This window comes from Pararhizobium sp. LjRoot255, from assembly GCF_964252905.1.
In the GTDB taxonomy this organism is placed as follows: Bacteria; Pseudomonadota; Alphaproteobacteria; order Rhizobiales; family Rhizobiaceae; genus Pararhizobium.
Map to the genome: position 1 here is coordinate 162,478 of NZ_CAXUPQ020000002.1, position 19,851 is coordinate 182,328.

Sequence of the window (19,851 nt, forward strand, 5' to 3'; positions counted from 1 at the left end):
AAGCCCAGCGCGTGGCGCAGTCTTCACATTGCGCGGCGAAGGTTCATCCCTCGCGGCCTGCACGCAATTCCTGCAGACGGATCACCGCATTGACGCCAAGCCACGCGAAGGGCTCCGGCGGAAGCCTGGCCGGCTTCGGCTGATCCATGAACTTTTCGAGCTGTTCAGAGTGGGTTCCAGTGGCGAGATCGGCGGCCATCACGCCAGCCAATGTGCTCTTCACTGTTCCGAGACCATTCTCGCAGCATGCGGAGTAAAGGCCTTCCTCGACTTCGCCGAAGGCGGGCACGTGGTTCCGACTGAGACACAGCCGCCCGGCCCAGCTGAACTCGAACGGCACGTCGGCAAGATGCGGGAACCGCGCGTCGAGGGAATGCCGTTGTTCCAAGGCGATTTTTGCCAGGCGTTTGTCGCTCACCTGGACGGTTGTGTCGTAGGTGAACCGCGTCCGGATGACGATCCGCGACCCCTGGTCTGTCGCGATCTGCCGTACTGTTGCGCCCATGGGATCGGCCGGGAGCAGCGCCCATGTCTCGCGTCCGGCCGCCTTTTCAAACGGTGCGGTCATGGAGGCGTAGGTGAAGATATGCATCAGGCGGCCACGGAAATGCCCGAAGTCCTCAATATGGCCGTTGACGCCAACAATCACCTTCGGAGCGGTGACGCTGCCGCAACGCGACGAGGCAGTCCACTTCCCGTCTTCCCGTCCAAGCTTCAGAACAGGCGTGTCCTCGAAGAGGCGGACTTTCTGGCTCAGTCCGGCAGCAAGGTTGCGGATGTAGTCCGCCGGCTGGATCATCACGGCGCCAGGCGTGTAAAGCCCGCCGAGGTAGTAGCTCGACCCGGTGATATCCTGCATTTCCCTCGCATCGAGAAATCGGTGCTTTTCGCCAATTGTCTTGAGCGACTGGCCGTAGTTGGCGTTAAGCTTCATGCCGCGCGCAGTGGCCGCGGCATTGATCTTGCCCGAAGGATCGAAGGTTCGCTTCGACATGCCGTATTCACCAGCAGCGGCGGCTGCGAACGCGATCGCGAAGCGATTTTGCGCGATCTCAAGGGTGGTCGCGGTTTCGCTTGCCACCGAATACTCGCCTGACGAGAGATTATGCGGGACGTCGATCATGTAGCCGGAGTTCCGACCCGAGGTCCCCTTCGCAACTTCACCCGCCTCGAGCACGACTATTTTATCGCTGGGCCGCAGTTGCGAGAGACGGCGGGCTGCGGAGAGGCCTGCAAAGCCTGCGCCGATGATCAACCAGTCTGCAGATATGTCGCCGTCAAGCGACTGGGCGGGAAAGCTTCGATTGCTGATCGCCTCCCAGCCAGAGGTCCCGGATACCGCCGGGAGCCGCTTGACGACATGCTGGCTCATCGAACCGTCTCGTCCACGGAGCGTTCGGACACATCGATCCAGATCGTCTTCAGTTCGGTGTACTGGTCGTGCGCGAAGATCGACTTGTCGCGACCACCGAAGCCAGACTCCTTGTATCCGCCGAACGGTGTCGTCGCGTCGCCTTCGCCGAAGCAGTTGACGGTGACGACGCCCGCCCGGATTTCGCGGGACAGTTTGATCGCCTTGCGCAGGCTTCCGGTATAGACCGACGCGGTCAGGCCGTAGGGGGTATCGTTGGCCAGGGTCACTGCCTCGGCCAGCGAGTTGAAGGTGGTCACCGAAAGGATCGGCCCGAAAACCTCTTCCTGGAACAGACGGCTGGAAGGTGTGACGCCGTCGACGACGGTGGGCTCGACGTAGACACCCTTCTGCGTTTCGCCGCCATGGGCGATCGAAAGCTTCTCCTTTTTCACCTCGTCGAGATAGGATTTGACCTTGTCAAAATGCGCCTTGCTGACGAGAGCGCCGATACGGTTCTCAGGATCGAGAGGATCACCCGTCTTCCAGTCGCGCATGTATGCCCCGATGCGCTCAATCAGTTCATCCTTGATGCTGGAATGGACGATGAGGCGGGATGTCGCCGAGCAGTTCTCCCCCATGTTCCAGAATGCGCCTGTCACCACCTGTTCGGCGACCAGGTCCAGGTCTTCGGCGTCTTCGAGGACGACCGCGGGATTCTTGCCGCCACATTCGAGGACGACACGTTTCAGGTTCGAATCCGCTGCATAGCGGAGGAAACGGCGGCCGGTCGGCGTCGACCCTGTGAAGGTCACCATGTCGACATCCATGTGCATGCCGATCGGTTCGCCGACGTCCGTGCCGCTTCCGGTCACGACGTTGAAGACACCGGCGGGGACACCGGCTTCGTGGGCGAGTTCCGCCACGCGCAGAGCGGTCAGGGTGGTCTCCTGGGCGGGCTTCACGACGACCGAGCACCCGGACGCCAGTGCGGGGCCGATCTTCCAGGCCAGCATCAGCAGCGGGAAGTTCCAGGGAAGAACCGCACCAACCACGCCGATGGGCTCACGCACCACCATCGTCAGCGCCTTGGAGCCGACCGGGGCTGTGTTGTCATAGAGCTTGTCGATGAGTTCGGCGTGCCAACGAATGGTGTGAATGGTGTCCGCCATGTCGACCGTCTGGCATTCGCGAACAGGCTTCCCGCTGTCGAGACTTTCCATGACGGCAAGTTCGTGCCGATTTTCTTCGAGCAGCTTGGCAAACTTCAGCAGGACGTCTTTCCGCTGTCCGGGGGACTGGAGTTGCCAGCGACCATCGTCGAAGGCTGCCTTGGCCTTGGCCACGGCGAAGTCGACGTCGGACGCATCGCATGCCGCCACTTCGGCAAGCACTTCGCCCGTCGCCGGATTGGTTGTCGTGAATGTCTTCCCGGAATGGGCTGGACGGAAGGAGCCATCGACGAACGCGTTGGTCGGCAGTTCGATGGTCCTTGCGATTGCCTTGTATTCGGCCGCTGTCAAAGGTTCATGCATTGTTTGCTCCCGACGTGATCTGGGCGACCGTGCGCTTCAAGGTGGTAACGACAGTTTGGAGGGTTCGCTTTTCCTCTGAATTCAGAGGCCGAAGCGGCGCGCGGACAGAGCCGGTCTTCAGGCCGATCAATTCGCATCCGTGCTTGATCGACTGGACGAACTTTCCGCATTCGAGAAAGTCCATCAGCGGCAGCATGGCGGACATGATCGCGCGGCCCTTGTCGAAGTTCTTCTCAAGGACGCAGGCTTCGTAGAGCGCGACATGCTCGCGCGGCAGGAAGTTGGAGCCGGCGCAAACCCAGCTTCTTGCACCCCAGGCGAAGAATTCGAGCGCCTGGTCGTCCCATCCGCAGGAGAGCCCGATGTGGGGGAACTTCCGCGCCAGCAAATGGAGGTTGCCCATGTCGCCGGAGCTTTCCTTGATCGCCACCACGTTCCTGGATTTTCCGACGCGGGCGAAATAGTCCTCGCGCATGACAACGCCCATGCGAGCCGGATAGTTGTAGAGCATGATCGGCAGGTTGGCCGCGCGGTCGATCGTCAGCGCGTGAACGGCGTTCTCTTTTTCAGTCGGCAGTGCGTAAGGCGGCGACGACACCAGGATCGCGTCTGCGCCGATCTCCTTTGCCGCCTTGGCGTATTCGACCGAATCCTCCGTCCGGGTCGCTCCCGTGCCAACGATGAGGGCTAGTCTGGTGCCGATCACGTTCTTGGCGAAGGCAGCCAGATCGAAGCGCTCCTGGGCGCTCTGGGCGTAATATTCGCCCGTCGAACCGCCGATGATGATGCCGTGCACCTTGGACTCGATAAGAGACTCCAAGACGGCGGCAAAAGCGGCGCGGTCGATCTGACCATCCGGGCCAAGCGGCGTCACCGCCGGCGTGTAGATGCCTTCGAATTTCAAGACGTTTTCTCCATCTTTGGGGTGGGCGTTTCGACCAATGCGTCCGCCTTCATGCCTTGGGGCGCGATGAACATCTCCATGTTTTCGCGCGACAGTTCCCAGTGCTCGAACACGAGATCGACAACTGTGTCCTCGTCGTGCGAGCCAATGGCCAAGATGAAGCCATCATGGTGTTCGACTGCGGTCTGGAGGCGCTTGTGCATGTCATCGTTGCGAGGGCGGAAGAAGGTGTGGCCGATACGAGCGTGATCGATCAGCAGTCTGCCGAGGCTCGGCTGCAGGTAGGCATTTCCGGACATTTCGCCGATGATCTCGTGAAACCTGTTGTTCTCGAGCACCATGGAAAGAGCATCGCCCGAAACACTCGCGCTGCGGAACCGCTCCTGCGTGTCCTTGAGTTCCGAAAGCTGACGCGGCTTGAAGTTCTGGACCGCAAGCCTGCCGATGGCGGCATAGATCATCGGTGCGACAAGGAAGAAATGCCTCAACGTCGAATGGTTCATCGGAATGACCCGAGCACCCCTGTTCGCGCGGATGTCAATGTAACCTTCCCCCTCCAGGCGGCGAAAGATTTCCCTGACCGGCGTGCGCGACAGGCCGTATTTTTCGCTCAGGCTTACCTCGTCCAAATCCTCGTCCGGATCGAGTTCCATGGTCAGAATTTGACGTTTGAGATCGTCGTATAGACTGCTCTTACCGCTCTTCATCTGAAAGCTCCGCTGAATTTCCGGCCTGCCCATAGGCCGCACTTGGCCCGTTGGATGAGAATTTTGCATGGGTTCTTTCGAGAGTCAATGAAATTGTATTTTTCGCGTACACAATAAATACACGACAGAAATACAATCCACTAGTTCTCGCCCATGCACCGCGGCTGAAGGACATGAAAATTGATTGGCTGACATGGCCGCTCAGTTTGCGACGAGCTTTACAGCGTTTGTTGGATAGCGCTCTTATCGAGGTTGGGTAGCCATCCAACGACAGGCATTGGGGCGTTGGACAATGTCGTCCCATACGGCGCAAACTCGTCGAAGCACGCAGCGGAAAAAGCGGTATTGACCTTCAGCGGTACGGTGCTCGTTTGAGCACGGCTGTTATCGTTGAAGAGCCTGTGTCAACCAGCCGGCAGTAAAGTCCGCGATTGCGGACCGTTTGGCGTCAACCGGCACCAGGATGTCAAGTCTTTCCAAATGGGACGCCTGACGAACTGGCCGCCTATATGGCAGGTGATGGCCGGCGCCGCTTTCGGTCTACCGTATATCCGCGTCCCAATAATGTACTGGGGCCGATATTGCTTGACCGTCTCTCGAAAAAGCCCGTACAGCTTCGCGCAGCTAGAGATGGGGAACAAAATGCCAGATTCCGGGGAAGCAAAGTACGACGAGACTGTCCATTTTTTTGAAGTCTTGCACTCCGGTACGGTCACCGGCAAGACGTCGAAAAAGATGACCTACTTCCGTACGCATGAAGCAGCGAATGCGCTTTTCGAAGAGATCGCGGCTCAGGACAAATACGTTTGGCTTTCAGAACGCGCGAACGTGCTCGGCCATAACGACAAATGGTGCTTCTTCCGGTGGTCCGGGAAGGTCTGCAGCAACGTCAACTATCCTTATCCGCCGACAAACAGGGGGCATGGCTACGTCGCCGAAGGTCATATCGAAGTGCCGAAGAAAAGCAGAAAGATGCCCCAACGTTACATCCCACTCGATCCAACGTGGGACGAGGCGCAGAGGGTTAAGAGGGTCATCTCCCTTTAGCATCGATGGGAATTGCCCGCCCATGCGTCAAGAGCGGCGGTATCATTTCCAGTGGGTGTGGTCCCGACGACTCCGGAGGTCTTAGCCCTTCTTCATGGGTTGCCGACGTGCATCTCGCAAGGGAGGCATGCGCGACTCCTACCTTAGTCCACCATTCAAATGATGGGGACGAGCGGCTTAAAGGTAGGCATTCAAGATCTCGATCCGACGGGCGAAACGGGTGATCACCAGCGAAATCGATCCGAAACGCGAATAACCGCAGCGGGTCGGCGTCCTGGTGGCGCTGACATTCGTGTCGGCCGTCGATGCTCCCGAGCGCTTCCGATCATCACGAGCGGTCGGGCGGCATTTCGGATTGACTCCGAAGAAGCACCAATCGGGAGAGACCGATTATAGCGACCGCATCTCGAAGATCGGCGATGTGGGCGTGGCGAACCGCGCTCTGCGAGGCGCCCAACGTCATCCTGACGCGCCCCGTGAAGGGTTCGGATCTGAAGAGCTGGCGCTGGCGGTCGCCAGACGTGCGGGTCCCAGAAAGGCGCGTTGCACTGGCCCGTAAGCTGGCGGTAGTGTTGCATCGCATGCTCAGGGACGGAACCACCTTCATTCCTCGTAAGGCAGCGCCAGCCATGGCGGCTTAATCGGAAGGAGACAATAAGACAGGTTTCCGGCGGGCACGATCATCAGCCCGCCTGAGCGAAGTCCGGTTGCCGGGCCGCAAGCCGGGAGGGAAAGACCTAAAGCTCCGCGTCAAGCGTGATGAATTGCTTCCTTCGGCCCGACCTACCGCCTTTCATGCCTGAAAAACGTCGCGATCCCTCCTTTTCGCGACACCGCATTTTCCCTTTGAGAAATCTGTTCGCCGGGCTTGCCGTTCGGAAAAACGTGCATATACTCAGGAATAAATATTTCCACAGAGTGAAATATAGAGGGAACAAATCATGGCATTGAGCTGGCGTTTTTCCGCCCTGGCAGACCGGCATCGGGCGCTTGGGTCGAAGCTTGAAGACTGGAGCGGTATGGGAACCGCCTGGGCCTACGACAAGGACATCTACGAGGAACACATCGCCGTTCGCACCAAGGCCGGCATCATGGATGTGTCGGGCCTGAAGAAGGTTCACCTCGTCGGCCCGCACGCGATCGCCGTGCTCGAATACATCACCACCCGCGATATGACCAAGATCTATCCCGGCAAGTCGGTCTACGCCTGCATGCTCAATGATCGCGGCCACTTCACCGACGACTGCATCGTCTACCGCACAGGCCCGAACGCCTGGATGCTGGTGCACGGTTCGGGCTCCGGTTTCGAGGAGATCGTCAAGCAAGCGCAGGGCCGCAACTGCGCCGTTCTCTTCGACGACGACCTGCACGACCTGTCGCTGCAGGGCCCGCTTGCCGTCGACTATCTCGAAAAATATGTGCCGGGCATCCGCGACCTCAAGTATTTTCATCACATGCAGACGACGCTGTTTGGGGCGCCCGTGATGATCTCGCGCACCGGCTACACCGGCGAGCGCGGCTACGAAATCTTCGTGCGCGGCCAGGATGCCGGCATGGTCTGGGACCGCATCGTCGATGAAGGCAAGGCGATGGGCATCATTCCCGTCTGCTTCAGCGTTCTCGACATGCTGCGCGTCGAGAGCTACCTGCTGTTCTATCCCTACGACAATTCTCAGATGTATCCGTTTGCCAACGAGCAGCCGGGCGACAGTCTGTGGGAACTCGGCCTCGATTTTACCGCCAGTCCCGGCAAGACCGGCTTCCGCGGCGCCGAGGAACATGCCCGCCTGAAGGGCAAAGAGCGCTTCAAGATCTTCGGCCTGCTGGTCGATGCCGACGGTCCGACTGACCTCGGTGACGAAGTCTGGGCAGACGACAAAAAGGTCGGCGTCATAACCTGCCCGTCCTATTCCAAGCTCACCAACCGCTCGATGGCGATCATGCGGGTCGACGTGCCCTATGCCGTCCAGGGCGCCAAGCTCGAGGTGAAGGGCAAGACCGTCAACGCACCCGCGATCGCCCATACGATCACCTTCGACGATCCGCAGAAAAAGAAGCGGACGGCGCAGGGCTGAGGGTATCGCCATGCTCGTAGCAGGGATCAAAAGCAGACCGGAATATAAAGGGCTCGACATCGAGGCCCACGCCAAACGCCACCTCTTCGTCCTGGAGGGCGAAGGCTCCCAGGCCCTGATCGATCAGGTCACGGGCAAGGGCAGCGAATTCCTGGCGAAATCCGAAATCCTCTATCTGGCGGCAGGCGCTGCGCCCAAAGCTTACGACGCAGCGCTTTCTGCGTTGTCGCCGGACATTTTCTGGCAAGCGCCGACGCTCCAGACGCTGCTCTTTCGCCTGCGCGCCTGTCTCGACGTTGCGCGGATGGGAACCCGGCTTTATATCGCCGGCACTGAGGGCTTCATCGGCCAGATCATGCAGGTGGCGATGGAATACGGCATCGATTTCCATTCGATCCACACCGAGCATCGCGGCTCGACGGCCAGGCGCGTGCAATGCGTGCACTGCAAGGGCATCACCGACAATGTGACGACGAGCCCCTTTGGCTGCACCCATTGCGGTTTACCCCTGCTTGTGCGCGATCACTATTCGAGACGCCTCGGCGCCTTTCAGGGCGTCAATATCGATGCGGAAGAACCGGGTACCGCCCCAGCGCCTGAGGAGATGTTCCCGTGAGCTTGAATACGGATATGCCTGTCAAGGTCGCGGCAGTGACGCAGGTGACCGACCTGGTCAAACGCTTCCGCTTCGAACGGATGGACGGTCATCCGATGCCGTTCTTCTCCGGCGGCGCCCATGTCGTCGTTTCAATGAACGACAACGGTCTCCTGCGCCGCAATCCCTATTCGCTGATGTCCAATCTCGATGACAACAGCGCTTATGAAATCAGTGTGTTGCGTGTTCCCAATTCACGCGGCGGCTCGATCTTCATGCACGACCAGGTGAGACCCGGCGATCAACTGACCGTCAGCCAACCGGTCAACCTCTTCGCGCCTGACCATCGCGGCCGCAAGCACATCCTGTTTGCCGGCGGCATTGGCATCACCCCGTTTATGGCCATGATGGAGCAGTTCAGCCGCGACAACATCGCCTTCGAACTGCACTATGCCATCCGTTCCCGTTCGCACGGCGCCTACTGGCGGCAACTGCTCGACCGCTACGGTCCGCGCCGGATCAAGATCTACGTCGATGAGGAAAAGACCTACATTCCTGTCGCCGAGATCGCCGATAACCAGCCGCTCGGCACGCATCTCTATGTCTGCGGTCCGGCCGGCATGATTGACGGCGTGCTGACGACGGCGCTGAAAGCGGGATGGCCGAAGGAAAACCTGCATTCGGAACGTTTCCTTGCGCCGCCCGCCGGCCTTCCGTTCCAGGTCTTCCTCGAAAAATCCAACATCCACATGACTGTCGGGGAACACCAGAGCATCCTCGAAGCGGCAGAAGCCCATGGCTGCGACGCCCCCTATATGTGCCGCGGCGGCGCCTGCGGCCAATGCGAGACCGAGGTGCTGTCGGGCGACGGCACGATTCAGCACAACGACATCTACCTGTCCGACGAGGAAAAGGCGTCCGGCAAGAAGATCATGATCTGCGTATCCCGTTTCAAAGGCCAGCAACTCGTTCTTCAACTCTAGCACCGGAGAGCCGGAAAGATGACCATCACGTTCAGGAACGAGACGTTCCGCGACGACTTCACCTTCCGCAACAGCCTCTACAACATCAGGCGCTTTCCCTTCCCCTTCGACCGCGACGAGTACATGTACTCGGTCAACATGGAGCCGCATGTCCGGGGGAGAAAAGACAGCGTTTTCGAGAACCTGATCGACGTCGACGAACACTACGTCGCCGAAATGCACGACCGGGCGTTGGTACTGAAGGAAGATCCTCTGCGCTGCCAGGCCCTGCCACACATGATGTCGGCACAATGGGACACGCTGGAGCTCCTGATGGAGCACCAGGCGCAGGACTATCCCGCGCACTTCACCTTGACAAAGGACGGCGACCGCTGGCGCTGGATCAACCGGCCGATGGGGACCGACGACACTTTCACCTTCGGCGATCCATCCACCCTGCCCTATCCGCCGATGGAATACATCACGCGCCAGGCCCAGGGCGATTTCTGCATCGTCGACCAGCGCGACAACAATCTCTGGATGGATGCCGGCATGGTCACAACCCAGGCCGACTGGTCGCTCGATTTCGACATCGGCATGAATTTCATGGAATGGCACGGCCCCGTGCCGCTCGCCCATCAGATCGGCGTCTTCGACCGGGCGCTGAAATTCCTGCTCAACCTGCAGCTGGGCAAGCCGACGCGACGCCTGAACTGGACGATGACGGTCAATCCGCGCCTGGACACCAGCCCGGAAAATTACCACAAATGGGGTCCGGATCGCACCACAGTGACGCCCAAGAATGTCGGCGAGAAGATGCATCTGCGCGTTGAACTGCAGAGCCTCTGGCGCCTGCCGCGCTCCAATGCCATCCTCTTCGTCATCCGCTGCTATCTCATCAGCTTCAACGAATTGGTGACCGTGCCGAAATGGGGCCGACGGCTACCCCGTGTGCTGAAAAGCCTGCCCCCCGAGATCATCGACTACAAGGGTCTCACCCGCAACCGCCCCATCATGCTCGACTGGCTTTCGACATACGATGATGGATCACCGACCAGCCCAGGCATTTTTCCAGATTGAACAACGAAATTTTGAGGGGTGTAGGCAACCTCCTCCCCCGTCATTCCTGTGCTTGTCACAGGAATCCAGTCGCGACGTCTGTCGCGTGAAAGAGAACCCTCTAGAGGCGCAGACTCGGCGCTGCGGGGATCCCCTCCACGAGGGCGAGGATGACGGAGAGAAAAGACCGCCATACCAACAAGGCAAGGGCGACAAAAATGCCCGGAAACAAAGGGAACTGACAGATATGACCAGAGTAGCCGTGATCGGCGCGGGGCCTTCGGGCCTTGCTCAATTGAGAGCCTTCCAGTCGGCAGCCCAGAAGGGCGCCGACATCCCCGAGGTGGTCTGCTTCGAAAAACAGGCCGACTGGGGCGGCCTGTGGAACTACACTTGGCGCACCGGTCTCGACGAATATGGCGAGCCCGTGCATGGCAGCATGTACCGCTATCTCTGGTCGAACGGACCCAAAGAATGTTTGGAATTCGCCGACTATTCCTTCGAGGAGCATTTCGGCAAGCCGATCGCCTCTTATCCGCCCCGCGCGGTGCTGTGGGACTATATCAAGGGCCGCGTCGAAAAGGCCAATGTGCGCAAATGGGTGCGCTTCTCGACGCCCGTGCGCATGGTGAAGTTTGACGAGGCAACGAAGAAATTCACAGTCACGGCTCATAATCGCATCGAAGACCGGATGTATGATGAGGAATTCGACTACGTGGTCGTCGCCTCCGGCCATTTCTCGACCCCCAACGTTCCCTATTTCGACGGTGTGAAAACCTTCAACGGCCGCGTCATGCATGCGCACGACTTCCGCGATGCGCTGGAATTCAAGGACAAGGACGTGCTGATCGTCGGCCGCAGCTATTCGGCCGAGGATATCGGCTCGCAATGCTGGAAATACGGCGCCAAATCGGTGACCACGAGCTATCGTTCCAAGCCGATGGGCTTCAAATGGCCGGAGCGCTTCGAAGAACGACCGCTCTTGCAAAAGCTGGTCAACAAGACCGCCCATTTCGCCGACGGCTCGACCAAGGAAGTCGATGCCCTCATCCTCTGCACCGGCTATCTCCATCACTTCCCGTTTCTGCCCGACGACCTACGTCTGAAGACCGCCAACCGCCTCTGGTCCGACAGCCTCTACAAGGGCGTCGTCTACGAGGACAATCCGCAGCTGATGTATATCGGCATGCAGGACCAGTTCTACACGTTCAACATGTTCGACGCCCAGGCCTGGTACGCTCGCGACGTCATCATGGACCGGATCAAGCTCCCCTCGAAGGAGGGGATGAGGGCGCATTTCGACAAGTGGCGTGCCCGCGAGGAAACGCTCGAAGACGCCGAGCAGATGATCTGGTTCCAGGGTGACTACGTCATCGAGCTTCTGGAGCACACCGACTATCCGAAGTTCGACGTCAAAGGCACCAACCAGACCTTCATGGAATGGGAACACCACAAGGCCGAGAACATCATGGGCTTCCGCGACAACGCCTACCGCTCGCTGATGACCGGCACGATGGCGCCAAAGCATCATACCCCGTGGCTGGAGGCGATGGACGATACGCTGGAAGTCTACCTGAAGAACTGAGGACGTGAGCCTACAACCGTTACGCCGGCATGGATCGTCAAGCCGGCGTATTTCATTGCAGGCAGACGAACCATTTCTTTATAAGCATTTTTGTGATTTCTTCCTATCCATGATACGATGTGGGGAAAGGAGCCCTCATGATGGCAACCATGACTATATCCCTTCCCGATCCGATGAAAGAATGGATCGAAGCGCAGATCAACAAAGGCGAATATGCCAGCACAAGCGATTATGTCCGGGATCTCGTGCGCCGTGATCGATCTCGTCGGGATCAGGAATTGACGATGGAGGAGTTGCGACAAATCGTTGCCGATTCCAGAACCAGCGGCGCAGGCGCGCAAAGCGTGGACGACATTTTCAGGAACGCAGAACGCATTGTCAAAGCGAGAGGCATTTTGTGCGAATAGCTACCGCTTGAGCCTGCGCGCCGAAGACGATCTGTTGCATCTGGAATCGAAATGTTCGGCCTAGCTCAAGCCCGTCGCTACAAGGACGAACTGGAGCAGTGTTTTCAGTTGCTCTCGTCCCACCCGCATATGGGCCGGCTTGCTCCCTCGATCGGTAACGGTGTGCGACGGCATGAGCATAAGAGCCGCATCATTCTTTTTGAAGAAGATGAGAACAATATCCTCATCCTTGCAATCGTGCCCGCGCGCAGCGTCCGGCTGCTAAAACTGTAAGACCATGCTCAATCAACACATCCGGTGCATGAACAAGGGCAACGCCTCCTTCACGACCGCGGCTTGACCTTTTCCGGATCGTAGTGGGCAAACGGCACGATCGTTGCCGGCAACCGCTTCTGCTGGCCATCTAGCTTGCCGATCTCGACGTCGGTCCCGACAGCCGAATGCAGAACATCCATCCGGGCGAGTGCGATCGTCTTCTTGAGCAACGGCGAGCGTGTCGAACTGGTGACGACACCGACCTGCGCCCGGCCGATATGCACGGTATCGCCATGGCCAACGGCCTCGTTTGCGTCGATATCGAGGCCGACTAGCTTGTAGCGCGGGTTTTCCTTGCGCTTGATCAGAGCCTCCCGGCCGATGAAATCCTCGGTCTTCGATTTCAGCGGTACCGTAAAGCCGATGCCGGCCTCGAACGGGTCGGTCTGGTCCGAGAAATCATGGTGGGCAAAGACCAGCCCAGCCTCGATCCGCACCATGTCGAGCGCTTCGAGCCCCATCGGTTTCAAGCCATGTTTCTGCCCGGCTTCCCAGACCGCATCGAACACCGCCAGCGCATCCTTCGGATGACAAAAGATTTCGTAGCCGAGTTCACCGGTGTAACCCGTGCGCGAGACGACGACCGGTGCGCCTTCGAAATGACCAATCCGGCCGATAGCAAAACGGAACCATTCGAGTTCGCCGATCGAGGGCTGCGCCGGTGAGGTCCAGATGATCTCCTTGATGATCTCCCGGCTCTTCGGCCCCTGCACGGCAAGATTATGCATCTGTTCCGTCGAGGACCGTACCCAGGCCTTGAAGCCCTTCTTCTCGGCCTGCTCGCGCAGCCAGAGACCACTCATGTCGTCGCCGCCGATCCAGCGGAAATTGTTCTGCCCCAGCCGAAAGACCGTGCCGTCGTCGATCATGCCGCCATTCTCGTAGCACATGGCTGTATAGACCACCTGCCCTGGCGACAGCTTGCGGATGTCGCGGGTGACACAATATTGCAGCAGCGCCTCGGCATCCGGCCCCGTCACCTCGAATTTCCGGAGCGGCGACAGGTCCATGATCACCGCGTTTTCGCGGCAGGCCCAGTATTCCTCAATCGGCCCTTCATTGTTGAAGCGGTTCGGCAGCCAGTAGCCGCGATATTCGGCGTGGTTGCGTGTCAGCGCCGAGAAGCGCGGGTGGAAGGCTGTTTCCTGGGTCATTTCGGGCTCTGCATCGGGGGTCATTCGGATGGCGACGGCGCGTGAGAATTTTTCTTGCGCCGAATAGGTACGGACATGAATGTCCGTCGGATCCCAGCCATTGGCCGCGTCGATATCGTCCGGGCAGGACGACGAGACGCAGACGAGATCGGTCAGCGCCCGCATCAGCACGTAGTCGCCCGGCCGTGACCATGGCTCGTCTAGATAGAGCTGGTTCTGGTGGTCGATATTGGTGTTGTAGAAATAATTGAGCGCTTCCCAGCCCTTGCGCGGCGCAATACCGTAGGGCGCCAGCGCATGGTTGAAATTGTCGGTGCAATTGATGTGGCCCGGATAGCCCATGTCGTCGTAATAGCGCGAGTTGCAGGCGGTGGCGAAAGCATCATGACGCCCGACCGTATCCTGCACGATCTCCACCAGGGGCTCGAAATCGCGGTCGAATGCCTTGGACGGCAGGCCGGGTGTCGGATAGCTGCGCCCGAGCAGCGTGCGCGTCACCGTCGCGTCCAGCGCCAGATCAAGCCCTTTGTCGACCTTGCGGGCGGAAAAAGCCTGAAAATCGGTACATTGCCGCCCCGCGACGTCGATGATCTGGATGAACTCACCGGCACGCACGAAATAGGCGGAGGCCGTCGCGGCGCGGATGCACAGATCCTGCACCGGATCGGCCATCGGCTCCGGCAGCAGCTCCTCATAGGTGCGCTCGATGGCGCTGCGCGTGATACGAAGCTCGAGTGCCGTCGCGGTGTTCTGGAGTTCAGCATCCATGGCCGGTCCAGGCGCTGAAACGATCAGCAAGCCGTCGAGCGCTATCGTCAGCTCGGCCAAATCTCCGGGCGGCGAGCCATCCCCGAACAGGACTAACGCCTGAGCCGCGGCGAGATCGACGTTCCGGCGTTTCAGCGCGCTGAACGCTCTTCTGGCGCTGTCGTCGTCCCGGGCAAGGATCTCCTGAAGGCCATGCGCGGGACGCGAAAACCAGACGCCGAGCCCGACCGCGTTGAACCGCCCCTTGCCATCGACAAAGCTGACCTCGCAAGGTTGCCCGCCTTCCACGTCCTTGATCGCGACGCGGTCGCCCGCAGCCACCTTGACGACCGCCGCGCCACGCCCCTTGACGCGATAGCGCTCGACGCCGGCAGGCAATGCGGGAATGCCGGGCCTCAGAATCACGCTCGGCCGCGGCGGCGCCAGGAGGCCTGCAAATCTTCCGGAATCCGTCATCTCAGCTCCCACCCGAAGTCACACCCGGTTCAGCGGTCAGGAAGGCGCCGCTTTATGCACCGGCAATGTGGCCAAACTATCCTATGGAAGGCCCGTGAAAGTAAAGAGAGACTTGACCCAGAGGAAAAAAAATTCACTATGAAGATAGGCTGCGTGCGGAAATACGAGACGGGAACGGTGGTGACACTGCAAAAGCAGGCCCCGCCAGCAAGCAAAGCCGCAGCGAGAGCCGTCAATAATGGGGACGCGCGACACCCGCGCTTTACACAAAACTGGTCGAGGAGACTGTTTATGGCAACTATCGTTGAGACCGAGGGGCCGGCGGCTGCGCCTAGCAGCGAGTTGATCCGCGCGCTGGATTGGAAAGGAGCATTCTGGGTCGCCGCCGGCGTCCCCCCGCTCGTCCTTTTCTCCATCGGCGGCATCGCAGGCACGACGGGAAAGCTCGCTTTCGTCGTCTGGATCATTTCGATGGTGATGGGGTTCCTGCAATCCTTCACCTATGCTGAAATCGCCGGCATGTTCGGCAACAAGTCCGGCGGCGCGTCGATCTACGGCGCTACTGCCTGGCTGCGCTATTCGAAATTCATCGCACCGATGTCCGTATGGTGCAACTGGTTCGCCTGGTCGCCGGTTCTGTCGCTCGGCTGCGCCATCGCGGCCGGCTATATTCTCAATGCCCTGTTTCCTATCCCAGGCGCTGACTCCCCGGCCGTCATGGAATGGATCAATGCCAATATGGCAACGCTGACGGCCGATAGTCCGCGCGTCGCCGAGTGGCTTGCGGCCAATGCCGGCAAGACACCGCAGGACGCCATTTCGGCCCTTTTGTCGACCGACGCCGTCACTGCGTTGACGCCTGCGATCCGCGCCTGGTCGCTCGCCACGTTCGACATCCCGTTCCTTGCCACGGCAAACCTTAACGCCACCTTCGTCATCGGCGGCATCCTGATGTTGGTGATCTTCGCGATCCAGCATCGCGGCATCCAGGGAACGGCAAGCGTTCAGAAATGGCTCGCCATCATCGTCCTTCTGCCTTTGCTGGTCATCGGCCTCTACCCGATCTTCTCCGGACAGATTGACAGTGCCAACGTCTCCGGCCTGATCCCCCCGACGGCGGCCTATTCCGGCCTCGACGGCATCTGGAGCAATGGCGGATGGACGCTGTTCCTCGGCGGTCTCTATATCGCGGCATGGTCGACCTACGGCTTCGAGACGGCCGTCTGCTACACCCGTGAGCTGAAGAACCCGAAGACGGATACCTTCAAGGCGATCTTCTATTCGGGTCTCCTGTGCTGCCTGTTCTTCTTCCTCATCCCCTTCACCTTCCAGGGCGTTCTCGGCCACGCGGGCATGCTCGCACCCGGCATCGTCGATGGTACGGGCGTAGCCGAAGCACTCGGTAACCTCGTTCATGGCGGTAAGATCGTCACGCAGATCCTCGTCATCCTGATGATCATGGCACTGTTCCTGGCCATCATGACGGCGATGGCTGGTTCTTCCCGCACGCTCTATCAGGGCGCAAAGGACGGCTGGTTGCCGAAATATCTTGACCACGTCAACGAACACGGCGCACCGACTCGCGCCATGTGGACCGACTTCGCCTTCAACCTCATCCTGCTTGCGATGGCGTCCGACGTCGCCGGCTACTTTTTCGTGCTCGCCGTCTCCAATGTCGGTTACATCATCTTCAACTTCCTCAATCTCAATGCCGGCTGGATCCACCGCATGGACTCGGGCCATGTAAACCGCCCTTGGAAGGCCCCGACCTGGCTGATCGGCCTCAACACCGTTCTCGCCTTCGTCAATGCCCTCTTCCTCGGCGCTGGCGCCAAGGTCTGGGGCTATTCCAATGCGCTCTGGGTCGGCTTCATCTTTGCAGCGCTCATTCTGCCGGTCTTCGCCTATCGCCACTATGTTCGTGACGGCGGCAAGTTCCCGGCGGGCGCCATGGAGGATCTCGGCCTCGTCGGCCAGGACATGGGCGTCAGGAAAGCCGGTATCCTGCCCTATGTCGCACTGGCGGCCGGCCTGGCCGTGGTGCTCGCCGCAAACGCCTACTTCCAGCTTCCGGCCTGATCGGACAGGAACCAACAAGAAAAGGTCGCGCATTGAAGAATGCGCGGCTTTCAGACCGCTACAACCCGTCGCCCTTTCGGCGGGTTTGTTTTTAATCCGGCCCCGTACCCTGGATGCGCTGCGGCTGACCCGTGAACCGGTCGACGATTGCACATTATGACAGCCTGACGAGGGCAAGTTGATTGAACGCACACAGGTTCTCGAACTCATGAGCATGCTGCTCGATGGAATTAATGCGCAGCGCGTACGACGACGTCATGGGAAACGGCATCAAACGACAGCACGAACCACCGCTCATCGTTGGCGATGTCTTGCAGTCGGAGCGCCGAAAAGCAAGCCCACTCCATTAGCTCAGTATCGCCAGCTGCCATGGGCCTTTAGGGATGGTTAGGCCGGCATCGACGCCGGATGGCGGACTAAGGCCCGTTGACACTCACTTGATGGCCAAGTGCGGACCGACTTGTTCATCACGCAACGATCTTCGAGATGAATGTCGAAAGCTACCGGCGACGTTCGTGGAAGCCAAACGCCCGCGCGGCAGACCCGCCTCATTCGCGACATAAGAATCTCATCCAGACCAGATTGTCGCTCGTGTCTCATCCTGATCGTGGCGAAACCCGAACCGCGGGCCGCCTCGGCCGGAAAGTCGACGCGGAACGGGAACCACGTAGTTGCCCGCGTGGCCCTGTCGCCTTGAGTACGTCCATATTCGCCTCTTGCTTGCGGTACGCTAATCGCATACCATGGATGTGACGAGGCTCCTACGATGGCGACGGTCGAGAAGATTACCATTGCACTGACACCTGAGATGGCGGGATTTGTGCGAAGCGCGGTCGATGCTGGCGAATATGCATCGACTAGCGAAGCCATCCGTGACGCCGTGCGTGAGTGGAAGGAAAGACGGGATTTGCTTGGTTATACAGTCGAGGATCTGCGAGCGCTTGTTCAGGAGGGCATCGACAGCGGTCCAAGTTCGCGTTCGACGATGGCAGAGGTGAAAGCGGCCGCGCGCCGTCGCTTTGAATCTTCACGACACGAAAGCTAACTGTGCTTTCTATTGTCCGCACGGATCGTGCCGATGAGGACCTGATCGAAATCTGGTCCTACATTTTCGTTGAAAACATAGTCGCAGCTGATCGAGTTCTCGATGCGATTGAGGCGCGCTGGCAGCATCTGGCACGACACCCCTACTCGGGAGTGGCGCGCGACGATATTGCACCGGGTATTCGGCATCTGGTCTCAGGCGAGTATCTAACTCTTTATCGGCTCACCGGCGGCGCAGTCGAAATCATCCGCGTGCTGCACGGGCGCCGAAAGATCTCCCCCCCAAGTCGTTGTTTAAGGGTGGCCTCGTAGCGGCGTGCTTACGGGCACGAAACCACCACGCTACATCGCACGCGTGGCATAACGGGATATTTATGGAACTCCGCAACCGATATTGCCCGCAGGATGACGGCATATCCAGTGTTTCAGGGTCTGTTCTTATCGGTCAACGACCGGAAGCCCCGCGCAGTTTACTGGCCGAATGTATCAAGGCATAGAGCAAATGTGTCGAAGATAACTTTAATCTGATCTTCGGTTATTATCATGGGCGGACAAAGCGCTATGGCATCACCGATACTCCGGCAGATAATACCGTTCTCCAGCAAGGCTAGGCTGAATCGCATTCCGATTGCGCCTTGAGCCTGTCCGTCGCGCGGCGCGAACTCCAATGCGCCGATCAGCCCAACGCTCCTTGCTTCGAACACGCCCGGCCGTGTGGCAAGTTCATCGAGGCACGCGCCAAACACGGGGGCAAGCGCCTGTACATTTTCCACAAGACGATCCTCCTCGATGATCCGCAAGTTTTCCAGCGCTACGGCCGCTGCGACGGGATGGCCGCTGGTGGTGTATCCATGTCCGAACACGCCGATCCGATGGCTTTCATCCGCGAGGGGCTGATAGACCCTGTCGTTGACGAGCACAGCGGCGATCGGCTGATAGGAGGAAGACAACTGCTTTGACACGGTCATGATATCGGGTCTGATGTCGAAGGTCTGGCACCCGAACATGCTGCCGGTGCGGCCGAAGCCACAGATCACTTCATCCGCAATAAGCAGGATATCGTGGCGCGACAGCACATCCTGCACCGCTTTCCAGTAGCCGGTCGGCGGCACGATGACACCGCCCGCTCCCATCACCGGCTCGCCGATGAAGGCGCCGATCGTTTCGGGACCTTCACGCAATATCAAAGCCTCGAGTTCGGCGGCGCATCGCTGGACGAAAGCGTCTTCGGTTTCGTTAGAGCCCGGCCGGTAATGCGGCGTCAGCGTGTGCAGTATCCGTTCGAAAGGAAGGTCGAACGAGCGATGATTATTGGGAAGGCCGGTCAGGCTCGCGCTCAGTGCGGTCACCCCGTGATAGGCTTTCAGCCGCGATATGATCTTCTTCTTTTGCGGCATGCCGAGCGCATTGGCATGGTACCAGACAAGCTTGATTGCCGTATCATTGGCCTCGGAGCCGGAGTTTGTGAAGAGAACCTTGGACATCGGCACCGGTGCCATGCCGATCAGCTTTTTGGCCAGTTTTGCCACCGCGGCATTCGTCCGCCCCGTGAAGGTATGATAATAGGGCAATACGGCCATCTGTTCGGCAGCAGCGCGCAGAAGTCGGGCTTCGCTGAAGCCGACAGCGACGCTCCATAGGCCAGCCATGCCTTCGATATAACGCTTACCTTGTTGATCGAAGACGTAGATCCCCTCTGCCCGTGAGATCTTGAGTGGCCCCTCGCTCTCATGGCGGCGTGCGTCTGTATAGGAGTGGAGATGGTGCGCCACGTCCATCTCGGATATGCGCGTGATTTGATCTTTCAT

The 19,851-nt window shown here is 59.3% G+C and carries 17 protein-coding genes and 2 pseudogenes; 13 read left to right on the plus strand and 6 right to left on the minus strand.

Going from position 1 to position 19,851, the window contains the following annotated elements; translation table 11 throughout:
- Positions 1–43: 43 nt before the first annotated feature.
- From ACSQ2W_RS19755 to ACSQ2W_RS19770, 4 genes are read right to left on the minus strand one after another with little or no spacing between them, the layout of a single operon-like run.
- Positions 44–1,372 carry an NAD(P)/FAD-dependent oxidoreductase gene (locus tag ACSQ2W_RS19755; protein WP_436087955.1) on the minus strand — a complete coding sequence of 443 codons (1,329 nt, stop codon included), beginning with the start codon at positions 1,370–1,372 and terminating at the stop codon, positions 44–46.
- Positions 1,369–2,886, minus strand: coding sequence for an aldehyde dehydrogenase (locus ACSQ2W_RS19760; RefSeq protein WP_436087956.1), 1,518 nt, complete (start codon positions 2,884–2,886; stop codon positions 1,369–1,371). Before ACSQ2W_RS19760 ends, ACSQ2W_RS19755 begins: the two co-directional genes overlap by 4 nt.
- Positions 2,879–3,790, minus strand: coding sequence for a dihydrodipicolinate synthase family protein (locus ACSQ2W_RS19765; RefSeq protein WP_436087957.1), 912 nt, complete (start codon positions 3,788–3,790; stop codon positions 2,879–2,881). Before ACSQ2W_RS19765 ends, ACSQ2W_RS19760 begins: the two co-directional genes overlap by 8 nt.
- Positions 3,787–4,497 (minus strand): GntR family transcriptional regulator, encoded by a 711-nt coding sequence (locus ACSQ2W_RS19770; RefSeq protein WP_436087958.1) that lies wholly within the window; start codon positions 4,495–4,497, stop codon positions 3,787–3,789. Before ACSQ2W_RS19770 ends, ACSQ2W_RS19765 begins: the two co-directional genes overlap by 4 nt.
- A gap of 642 nt (positions 4,498–5,139) precedes the next feature.
- Between ACSQ2W_RS19770 and ACSQ2W_RS19775 the strand changes: the two genes are divergently transcribed.
- The 9 genes and pseudogenes from ACSQ2W_RS19775 (at position 5,140) to ACSQ2W_RS19815 (ending at position 12,500) form a co-directional block, all read left to right on the plus strand.
- Positions 5,140–5,544 carry a hypothetical protein gene (locus ACSQ2W_RS19775; RefSeq protein ID WP_436087959.1) on the plus strand — a complete coding sequence of 135 codons (405 nt, stop codon included), beginning with the start codon at positions 5,140–5,142 and terminating at the stop codon, positions 5,542–5,544.
- 265 nt (positions 5,545–5,809) lie between these two features.
- Positions 5,810–6,185 (plus strand): annotated as a pseudogene (locus tag ACSQ2W_RS19780) (transposase); the annotation flags it as partial.
- Positions 6,186–6,485: 300 nt separating this feature from the next.
- Positions 6,486–7,619 (plus strand): aminomethyltransferase family protein, encoded by a 1,134-nt coding sequence (locus tag ACSQ2W_RS19785; RefSeq protein ID WP_436087960.1) that lies wholly within the window; start codon positions 6,486–6,488, stop codon positions 7,617–7,619.
- Between the two features lie 10 nt (positions 7,620–7,629).
- Positions 7,630–8,235: a dimethylamine monooxygenase subunit DmmA family protein gene (locus tag ACSQ2W_RS19790; protein WP_436087961.1), complete on the plus strand. Its 606-nt coding sequence runs from the start codon at positions 7,630–7,632 to the stop codon at positions 8,233–8,235.
- Positions 8,232–9,197, plus strand: a complete 966-nt coding sequence (locus tag ACSQ2W_RS19795; protein WP_436087962.1) for a PDR/VanB family oxidoreductase — start codon at positions 8,232–8,234, stop codon at positions 9,195–9,197. Before ACSQ2W_RS19790 ends, ACSQ2W_RS19795 begins: the two co-directional genes overlap by 4 nt.
- Positions 9,198–9,215: 18 nt before the next feature.
- On the plus strand, positions 9,216–10,256 hold the full coding sequence (locus ACSQ2W_RS19800) for a heme-dependent oxidative N-demethylase family protein (RefSeq protein ID WP_436087963.1): 1,041 nt from the start codon (positions 9,216–9,218) through the stop codon (positions 10,254–10,256).
- Between the two features lie 226 nt (positions 10,257–10,482).
- A complete protein-coding gene (locus ACSQ2W_RS19805; RefSeq protein WP_436087964.1) occupies positions 10,483–11,820 on the plus strand; it encodes an NAD(P)-binding domain-containing protein in 1,338 nt (445 codons plus the stop codon).
- Positions 11,821–11,957: 137 nt separating this feature from the next.
- Positions 11,958–12,227, plus strand: a complete 270-nt coding sequence (locus ACSQ2W_RS19810; RefSeq protein WP_436087965.1) for a type II toxin-antitoxin system ParD family antitoxin — start codon at positions 11,958–11,960, stop codon at positions 12,225–12,227.
- Positions 12,228–12,278: 51 nt separating this feature from the next.
- Positions 12,279–12,500, plus strand: a complete 222-nt coding sequence (locus tag ACSQ2W_RS19815) for a type II toxin-antitoxin system RelE/ParE family toxin (RefSeq protein WP_436087966.1) — start codon at positions 12,279–12,281, stop codon at positions 12,498–12,500.
- A 50-nt stretch (positions 12,501–12,550) separates the two neighbouring features.
- Here the strand turns inward: ACSQ2W_RS19815 and ACSQ2W_RS19820 are convergent, their stop codons facing one another.
- Positions 12,551–14,920, minus strand: coding sequence for a DUF1989 domain-containing protein (locus ACSQ2W_RS19820; protein WP_436087967.1), 2,370 nt, complete (start codon positions 14,918–14,920; stop codon positions 12,551–12,553).
- Between the two features lie 291 nt (positions 14,921–15,211).
- On the opposite strand from ACSQ2W_RS19820, the gene ACSQ2W_RS19825 reads away from it, so the two are divergent.
- The 4 genes and pseudogenes from ACSQ2W_RS19825 (at position 15,212) to ACSQ2W_RS19840 (ending at position 18,355) form a co-directional block, all read left to right on the plus strand.
- The gene (locus ACSQ2W_RS19825; protein WP_436087968.1) at positions 15,212–16,999 is read left to right on the plus strand and encodes an APC family permease; all 1,788 of its coding nucleotides are present in this window, start codon (positions 15,212–15,214) and stop codon (positions 16,997–16,999) included.
- A 181-nt stretch (positions 17,000–17,180) separates the two neighbouring features.
- Positions 17,181–17,347, plus strand: a pseudogene (locus tag ACSQ2W_RS19830) (IS21-like element helper ATPase IstB); the annotation flags it as partial.
- Positions 17,348–17,765: 418 nt separating this feature from the next.
- Positions 17,766–18,044 carry a type II toxin-antitoxin system ParD family antitoxin gene (locus tag ACSQ2W_RS19835; RefSeq protein WP_436087969.1) on the plus strand — a complete coding sequence of 93 codons (279 nt, stop codon included), beginning with the start codon at positions 17,766–17,768 and terminating at the stop codon, positions 18,042–18,044.
- A 2-nt stretch (positions 18,045–18,046) separates the two neighbouring features.
- Positions 18,047–18,355 (plus strand): type II toxin-antitoxin system RelE/ParE family toxin, encoded by a 309-nt coding sequence (locus ACSQ2W_RS19840; RefSeq protein ID WP_436087970.1) that lies wholly within the window; start codon positions 18,047–18,049, stop codon positions 18,353–18,355.
- 158 nt (positions 18,356–18,513) lie between these two features.
- On the opposite strand, the gene ACSQ2W_RS19845 is transcribed toward ACSQ2W_RS19840, so the two are convergent.
- Complete coding sequence (locus ACSQ2W_RS19845) at positions 18,514–19,851, minus strand: aminotransferase (protein WP_436087971.1); 1,338 nt, start codon at positions 19,849–19,851, stop codon at positions 18,514–18,516.

Excerpts from the sequence above, each read along its gene's own strand:
- ACSQ2W_RS19755 (WP_436087955.1), bottom strand. The coding sequence starts at position 1,372 with ATGAGCCAGCATGTCGTCAAGCGGCTCCCGGCGGTATCCGGGACCTCT.
- ACSQ2W_RS19760 (WP_436087956.1), bottom strand. The coding sequence starts at position 2,886 with ATGCATGAACCTTTGACAGCGGCCGAATACAAGGCAATCGCAAGGACC.
- ACSQ2W_RS19770 (WP_436087958.1), bottom strand. The coding sequence starts at position 4,497 with ATGAAGAGCGGTAAGAGCAGTCTATACGACGATCTCAAACGTCAAATT.
- ACSQ2W_RS19775 (WP_436087959.1), top strand. The coding sequence starts at position 5,140 with ATGCCAGATTCCGGGGAAGCAAAGTACGACGAGACTGTCCATTTTTTT.
- ACSQ2W_RS19785 (WP_436087960.1), top strand. The coding sequence starts at position 6,486 with ATGGCATTGAGCTGGCGTTTTTCCGCCCTGGCAGACCGGCATCGGGCG.
- ACSQ2W_RS19790 (WP_436087961.1), top strand. The coding sequence starts at position 7,630 with ATGCTCGTAGCAGGGATCAAAAGCAGACCGGAATATAAAGGGCTCGAC.
- ACSQ2W_RS19800 (WP_436087963.1), top strand. The coding sequence starts at position 9,216 with ATGACCATCACGTTCAGGAACGAGACGTTCCGCGACGACTTCACCTTC.
- ACSQ2W_RS19805 (WP_436087964.1), top strand. The coding sequence starts at position 10,483 with ATGACCAGAGTAGCCGTGATCGGCGCGGGGCCTTCGGGCCTTGCTCAA.
- ACSQ2W_RS19810 (WP_436087965.1), top strand. The coding sequence starts at position 11,958 with ATGATGGCAACCATGACTATATCCCTTCCCGATCCGATGAAAGAATGG.
- ACSQ2W_RS19815 (WP_436087966.1), top strand. The coding sequence starts at position 12,279 with ATGTTCGGCCTAGCTCAAGCCCGTCGCTACAAGGACGAACTGGAGCAG.
- ACSQ2W_RS19820 (WP_436087967.1), bottom strand. The coding sequence starts at position 14,920 with ATGACGGATTCCGGAAGATTTGCAGGCCTCCTGGCGCCGCCGCGGCCG.
- ACSQ2W_RS19825 (WP_436087968.1), top strand. The coding sequence starts at position 15,212 with ATGGCAACTATCGTTGAGACCGAGGGGCCGGCGGCTGCGCCTAGCAGC.
- ACSQ2W_RS19835 (WP_436087969.1), top strand. The coding sequence starts at position 17,766 with ATGGCGACGGTCGAGAAGATTACCATTGCACTGACACCTGAGATGGCG.
- ACSQ2W_RS19845 (WP_436087971.1), bottom strand. The coding sequence starts at position 19,851 with ATGAAAGATCAAATCACGCGCATATCCGAGATGGACGTGGCGCACCAT.